Origin of the sequence: Microvirga vignae (assembly GCF_001017175.1) — a bacterium.
GTDB lineage: Bacteria > Pseudomonadota > Alphaproteobacteria > Rhizobiales > Beijerinckiaceae > Microvirga > Microvirga vignae.
In genome coordinates this window covers 1-5,813 of sequence record NZ_LCYG01000068.1, presented here as the reverse complement: position 1 = coordinate 5,813, position 5,813 = coordinate 1, and the positions used below count along the sequence as shown (strand labels likewise).

Below are 5,813 nucleotides of genomic sequence, written 5' to 3'. Positions count from 1 at the left end.
CTGACCGTGCGTAACGATACCGGCGTCTACGAGGGCGGCGAGATCTCGATCTATTATGATCCGATGATCGCCAAGCTCGTGACCCATGCGCCGACTCGAGAGCAGGCGATCGAGGCTCAGGCCACGGCGCTCGACGCCTTTGCCATCGACGGCATTCGCCACAACATTCCGTTCCTCTCCGCCCTCATGCAGCATCCGCGCTGGAAGAGAGGCAAGCTCTCCACGGGCTTCATCGCGGAGGAGTTCCCGCAAGGTTTCAAGGCTCCTGCGCCTCAAGGAGAGGTGGCTCTGCGCATGGCGGCCGTGGGGGCTGCCATCGACCACCTCATGAACGAGCGCAAGCGCCATATCTCGGGCCAGATGCGCGCCGCCTCGGCCTTCAAGTTCGACCGGGAGCGCGTGGTGCTCCTTGGCTCCGAGCGACATGATGTGGTGATCGAGGACATCGAGGGCGGTTTTGCCGTCGTGATCGATGGCCAGTCCTGGCCGATTGAATCCGCGTGGGTTCCGGGCCAGCTGGTCTGGACCGGCACGGTGGGTGGTGAGACCGTTGCGGTGCAGGTGCGGCCCATTCTCAATGGTGTCGCGCTCTCGCATGCGGGCGCCTCGGCCGAGGTGCGCGTCTATACCAAGCGCGAAGCCGAGTTGGCGGCTCTCATGCCCGAGCGCCAGGAGGCCGATACCGGCAAGCAGCTGCTCTGCCCCATGCCGGGGCTCGTGAAGGCGATCAGCGTGTCTCAGGGGCAGGAGGTGAAGGCCGGCGAACCGCTCTGCATCGTCGAGGCCATGAAGATGGAAAACGTGCTGCGTGCCGAGCGCGATGGTACGATTGCCAAAATTCATGCCAAGGAGGGCGATAGCCTCGCGGTCGATGCGGTCATTCTCGAGTTCGCCTGAGGTGGCCATGGACGCTCTCTCTCTTGCCGTCGATTTCCCGCAAGCCCCCCGCGAGCAATGGCTCAAGCTGGTCGAGGGGGTGTTGAAGGGGGCCGATTTCACCAAGAAGCTCGTCGGTCGCACCTATGACGGCATCGAGATCCAGCCGCTCTATCCCAAGGCGGAGGGAGCAGCCCGGATCGCACGCGAGCAGGCCGGGCGCTGGCGCGTGTCGCAGCGGGTGGATCATCCCGATCCGGCCAAGGCCAATGAACTCGCCCTCGCGGATCTCGAAAACGGCACCGATGCGCTGACCCTCGTCACCCGCAAAGCCCCCGCCGCGCGCGGGTTCGGCGTGACAATCGAGACGGTCGAGGATCTCGACAGGACACTCTCCGGCGTGATGCTCGACCTCATCCATCTGCGGCTCGATGCCGGCGGCAAGGGCCGCCCCATGGCGGAGCTTCTCATCACACTCGCCGAAAAGCGCGGCCACAAGCTGTCGGATCTGTCGCTCGATCTCGGGATGGATCCGATCGGCGGCTTGGCCTCCCAGGGAAGCCTTGCGGCTGAGTGGAACGAAGTCTCGGCCCGCATCGGCGCGATGCTGAAGAGCCTGACCGAGAAAGGCTTCAACGGCCGCGCTTTCCTGGCGGACGGGCGCGCCTATCACGAGGCGGGCGCAAGCGAAGCGCAGGAATTGGCCGCCGTTCTCGCGACAGGCGTCAGCTATCTGCGGGCGCTTGAATCCCAAGGCCATTCCCTCGATGCCGCCCGCAAAACCTTGTCCTTCCTGCTGGTGGCGGATGCGGACGAGTTTCTCACGGTCGCTAAATTCCGGGCGCTGCGCCGCCTATGGGCTAAAGTTGAGCAGGCCTGCGGCCTGGAGCCGAACCCCATCCGCCTGCATGCGGAAACCGCCTGGCGCATGACGACCAAGCGCGATCCGTGGGTGAACATGCTCCGCGCGACGGTCGCCACCTTCTCGGCCGGCATCGGCGGGGCGGATGCGATCACGGTTCTGCCCTTCACGGCGGCTCTCGGCCTGCCCGACGCCTTCGCGCGCCGCGTGGCGCGCAACACCCAGCTGGTGCTGCTCGAGGAGTCGAATCTCTGGCGCGTGGCCGATCCTGCGGCAGGCGCCGGCGGCTTCGAGGCGCTGACCGATGCGCTCTGCGAGAGAGCCTGGAGCCTGTTTCAGGAGATCGAGCGCGAGGGTGGCATGCTCGAGTGCCTCAGGCAGGGAGCTGTCCAGAATCGCATCGCCAGCGTTCGCGCACAGCGGGAGAAGGCGGTCGCCACCCGCAGGGAGCCGATCACCGGCACGAGTGAATTCCCGAACACTCACGAGGCGGATGTCACGGTGCTGATGCCGGCCGCGCCTGCGGCAAAGCAGGAGACTGGCCAAGCTGCCGTGTCGGTCACGCCCCTGCCCTCCGTCCGTACGGCGGAGGCCTTCGAGCGCCTGCGCGACCTGTCGGACGCCTACCTCGCCAAGACTGGCGCGCGCCCAAAAGTGTTCCTTGCCAATCTCGGCCCGGTCTCCGCCTTCACGGCTCGGGCGACTTTCGCCAAGAATTTCTTCGAAGCAGGTGGGGTCGAGGCCATCACCAACGATGGTTTCCCATCTCTTCATGCTCTCACGGTCGCCTTCGCTTCCTCAGGCGCCCAAGCCGTATGTATCTGCTCGTCGGATGAGGTGTACTTCGGCCCTGCCGAGGGCGCAATCACGCCGAACGAGACCACAGCCGAAGAGACCGCTCGGGCTGTCGAGCGGGCAGGGGGCTCGCTCGTGTATATGGCGGGACGTCCGATCCTACGGGAGGACGCGCCCCGCTCGGCCGGAATTCGGGATTTCATCTACAGCGGCTGCAATCTGTTGTCTGTGCTCGCTCCTATCCATGCAGCACTCGATGGGTCCACCTCACATCGAGCGGAGGGCAAAGGTCCATGACCAGCATCCCGGATTTCTCGAGCCTTGATTGGGCCGGCGTTTCCCAAGCCTCGCCCGCAGAACAGCTTCAAGCCGAGCCCTGGCTCACGCCGGAAGGCATCGCGGTTAAGGCCGCTTACGGCCCGGAGGACCGCGCCGGGATCGACTTCCTCGACACCTATCCGGGGATCGCGCCCTATCTTCGCGGCCCCTATCCCACCATGTATGTGAACCAGCCCTGGACCGTGCGCCAATACGCAGGCTTCTCCACTGCTGAGGATTCCAACGCCTTCTACCGCCGCAACCTCGCGGCCGGTCAGAAAGGCCTCTCGGTCGCCTTCGACCTCGCGACCCATCGCGGCTACGATTCCGATCACCCGCGCGTGGCGGGCGACGTGGGCATGGCGGGTGTCGCCATCGATTCCATCTACGACATGCGTACGCTGTTCGCCGGCATCCCGCTCGATCAGATGAGCGTGTCGATGACCATGAACGGCGCGGTGCTACCCGTGCTCGCGCTCTATATCGTGGCCGCCGAGGAACAAGGCGTTCCGGCCCCGAAGCTCTCGGGCACGATCCAGAACGACATCCTCAAGGAATTCATGGTGCGCAACACCTACATCTACCCGCCCAAGGGCTCGATGCGCATCATCTCGGACATCTTCGCCTACACCTCGGCGAACATGCCGAAGTTCAACTCCATCTCGATCTCCGGCTACCACATGCAGGAAGCCGGTGCGACGCAGGATCTGGAACTCGCCTACACGCTTGCCGACGGCGTGGAATATATCCGTGCCGGTCTCCAGGCGGGCCTCACCATCGATCAGTTCGCGCCGCGCCTCTCCTTCTTCTGGGCAATCGGCATGAACTTCTTCATGGAAGTCGCCAAGATGCGCGCCGCGCGCCTGCTCTGGGCGAAGCTCGTGAAGGGCTTCAACCCGCAATCCGAGAAGTCGTTGCCGCTGCGCACGCATTCGCAGACCTCGGGCTGGTCGCTCACTGCGCAGGACGTGTTCAACAACGTGGTGCGCACCTGCGTCGAAGCCATGGCGGCAACGCAAGGCCACACGCAATCGCTGCACACCAATGCGCTCGACGAGGCGCTGGCGCTGCCCACCGATTTCTCGGCACGCATCGCCCGCAATACGCAGCTCTTTCTGCAGCAGGAAAGCGGCACCACGCGCATCATCGATCCCTGGGGCGGCTCGTATTATGTCGAGCGCCTGACGCAGGAACTCGCGGAGAAAGCCTGGAGCCACATTCAGGAAGTGGAATCACTTGGCGGCATGGCAAAGGCCATTGAGGCTGGCATTCCGAAACTGAAAATCGAGGAGGCCGCGGCCCGCACACAGGCACGCATCGATTCAGGCCACCAGAAGATCATCGGCGTGAATGCCTTCAAACCCACGGACGAAGCCTCCATCGACATCCTGAAGGTCGACAACGCGGCGGTGCGCGCCCAGCAGATCGAGAAGCTCAAGAAGCTGCGCGCCGAGCGCAACCAGGCGGATGTGGATGTAGCCCTCGACGCGCTCTCGAAGGGTGCTTCGACAGGTCAGGGCAACCTGCTCGACCTCGCCGTCAAGGCCGCGCGCGCGAAGGCGACCGTGGGCGAAATTTCCGATGCCCTCGAAAAGGTCTGGGGCCGTCACCGCGCTGAGATCAAGGCGATCTCGGGCGTCTATAAACGGGAGGTCGGCATGGCTTCACCTGCCGTTGAGAGGGTCCGCCAACTCGTGGAGCAGTTCGAGCACGATGACGGCCGCCGGCCGCGCATTCTCGTCGCCAAGATGGGCCAGGACGGTCACGACCGTGGCCAGAAGGTGATCGCCTCGGCCTTCGCCGATCTCGGCTTCGACGTCGACGTCGGTCCTCTCTTTGCGACACCCGCGGAAGCAGCGCGTCAGGCCATCGAAAACGACGTGCATATCATCGGCGTCTCGTCGCTCGCAGCAGGCCACCTGACGCTCGTGCCGGAGCTGAAAGCGGAGCTCGCCAAGTTCGGCCGTGAGGACATCATGATCGTCGTCGGCGGTGTGATCCCTCCGCAGGATTTCGATGCGCTTTACAAAGCCGGTGCCTCGGCGATCTTCCCGCCCGGCACGGTGATCGCCGATGCGGCCGTGAACTTGATCGCGGAATTAAACACGCGCTTCGGCTTCAGGCCAGGAGAGGCCGCTGAATAGGAACTTAGGATGAATGCTGGGAGCGATCTCGTGATTGGGCAACTGAACCATGTCGCTATTGTCGTGCCGGATCTGGCAGTTAGCCGAGAACGGTACACGAAGGTGCTTGGAACGAATGTATCTGCGCCAGTCGATCTGCACGAGCATGGTATAGCCGTCTGCTTTGTTGAACTGCCGAACACGAAAACTGAACTGATGACTCCACTCGGTACCAAGTCCCCAGTGTCAGCATTCCTGGGTCGCAATCCTTCTGGTGGGATGCACCACATCTGCTACGAAGTTCGAGATCTTAGAGCTGCCCGTGATCACCTGGTGGCGGGTGGGGCTCGCGTCCTCGGAACAGGAGAGCCGAAACTCGGGGCTCATGGCCTACCTGTCCTGTTCCTCCATCCGAAAGACTTCGACGGAACACTGATCGAACTTGAAGAAATCGCACAATAAGCGAGCCCAGTGACTTGGGCTCGGGCAGTTAAGGAAGGACGCTCATTGGATAAGGTACAAAGCATAGCCCGTGAATCGATGGAGTTCGACGTCGTGATCGTCGGCGCCGGCCCTGCAGGTCTCAGCGCGGCCATCCGCCTCAAGCAGCAGGCGGCGGAACAGGGCGCCGACATTTCCGTCGTCGTGGTCGAGAAAGGCTCCGAGGTCGGGGCCCACATCCTGTCCGGCGCGGTGATCGACCCGATCGGCCTCGATGCCCTCCTGCCGGAATGGCGCAACGATCCGGACCGTCCCTTGAAGACTGAAGTGACGGCCGACGAGTTCATGTATCTGGGACACGCGGGCGGCATCCGCCTGCCCAACGTGTTCATGCCCAA

General features: G+C 63.6%; 5 protein-coding genes. All 5 read left to right on the top strand.

Annotated elements, in window-relative coordinates:
• Positions 1–897: biotin/lipoyl-containing protein (locus AA309_RS24070; protein WP_047191574.1), on the top strand; the 897-nt coding region annotated here is incomplete at its 5' end.
• Between the two features lie 7 nt (positions 898–904).
• Positions 905–2,830: a methylmalonyl-CoA mutase subunit beta gene (locus tag AA309_RS24065; protein ID WP_047191572.1), complete on the top strand. Its 1,926-nt coding sequence runs from the start codon at positions 905–907 to the stop codon at positions 2,828–2,830.
• The gene (gene scpA / locus AA309_RS24060; protein WP_047191571.1) at positions 2,827–4,995 is read left to right on the top strand and encodes a methylmalonyl-CoA mutase; all 2,169 of its coding nucleotides are present in this window, start codon (positions 2,827–2,829) and stop codon (positions 4,993–4,995) included. The genes AA309_RS24065 and scpA overlap by 4 nt, the downstream gene beginning before the upstream one ends.
• A gap of 30 nt (positions 4,996–5,025) precedes the next feature.
• Positions 5,026–5,436: a methylmalonyl-CoA epimerase gene (mce, locus tag AA309_RS24055; RefSeq protein ID WP_047191573.1), complete on the top strand. Its 411-nt coding sequence runs from the start codon at positions 5,026–5,028 to the stop codon at positions 5,434–5,436.
• A gap of 78 nt (positions 5,437–5,514) precedes the next feature.
• Positions 5,515–5,813 (top strand): FAD-dependent oxidoreductase (locus AA309_RS24050; protein ID WP_047191570.1); only part of this gene is annotated, 299 nt, incomplete at its 3' end.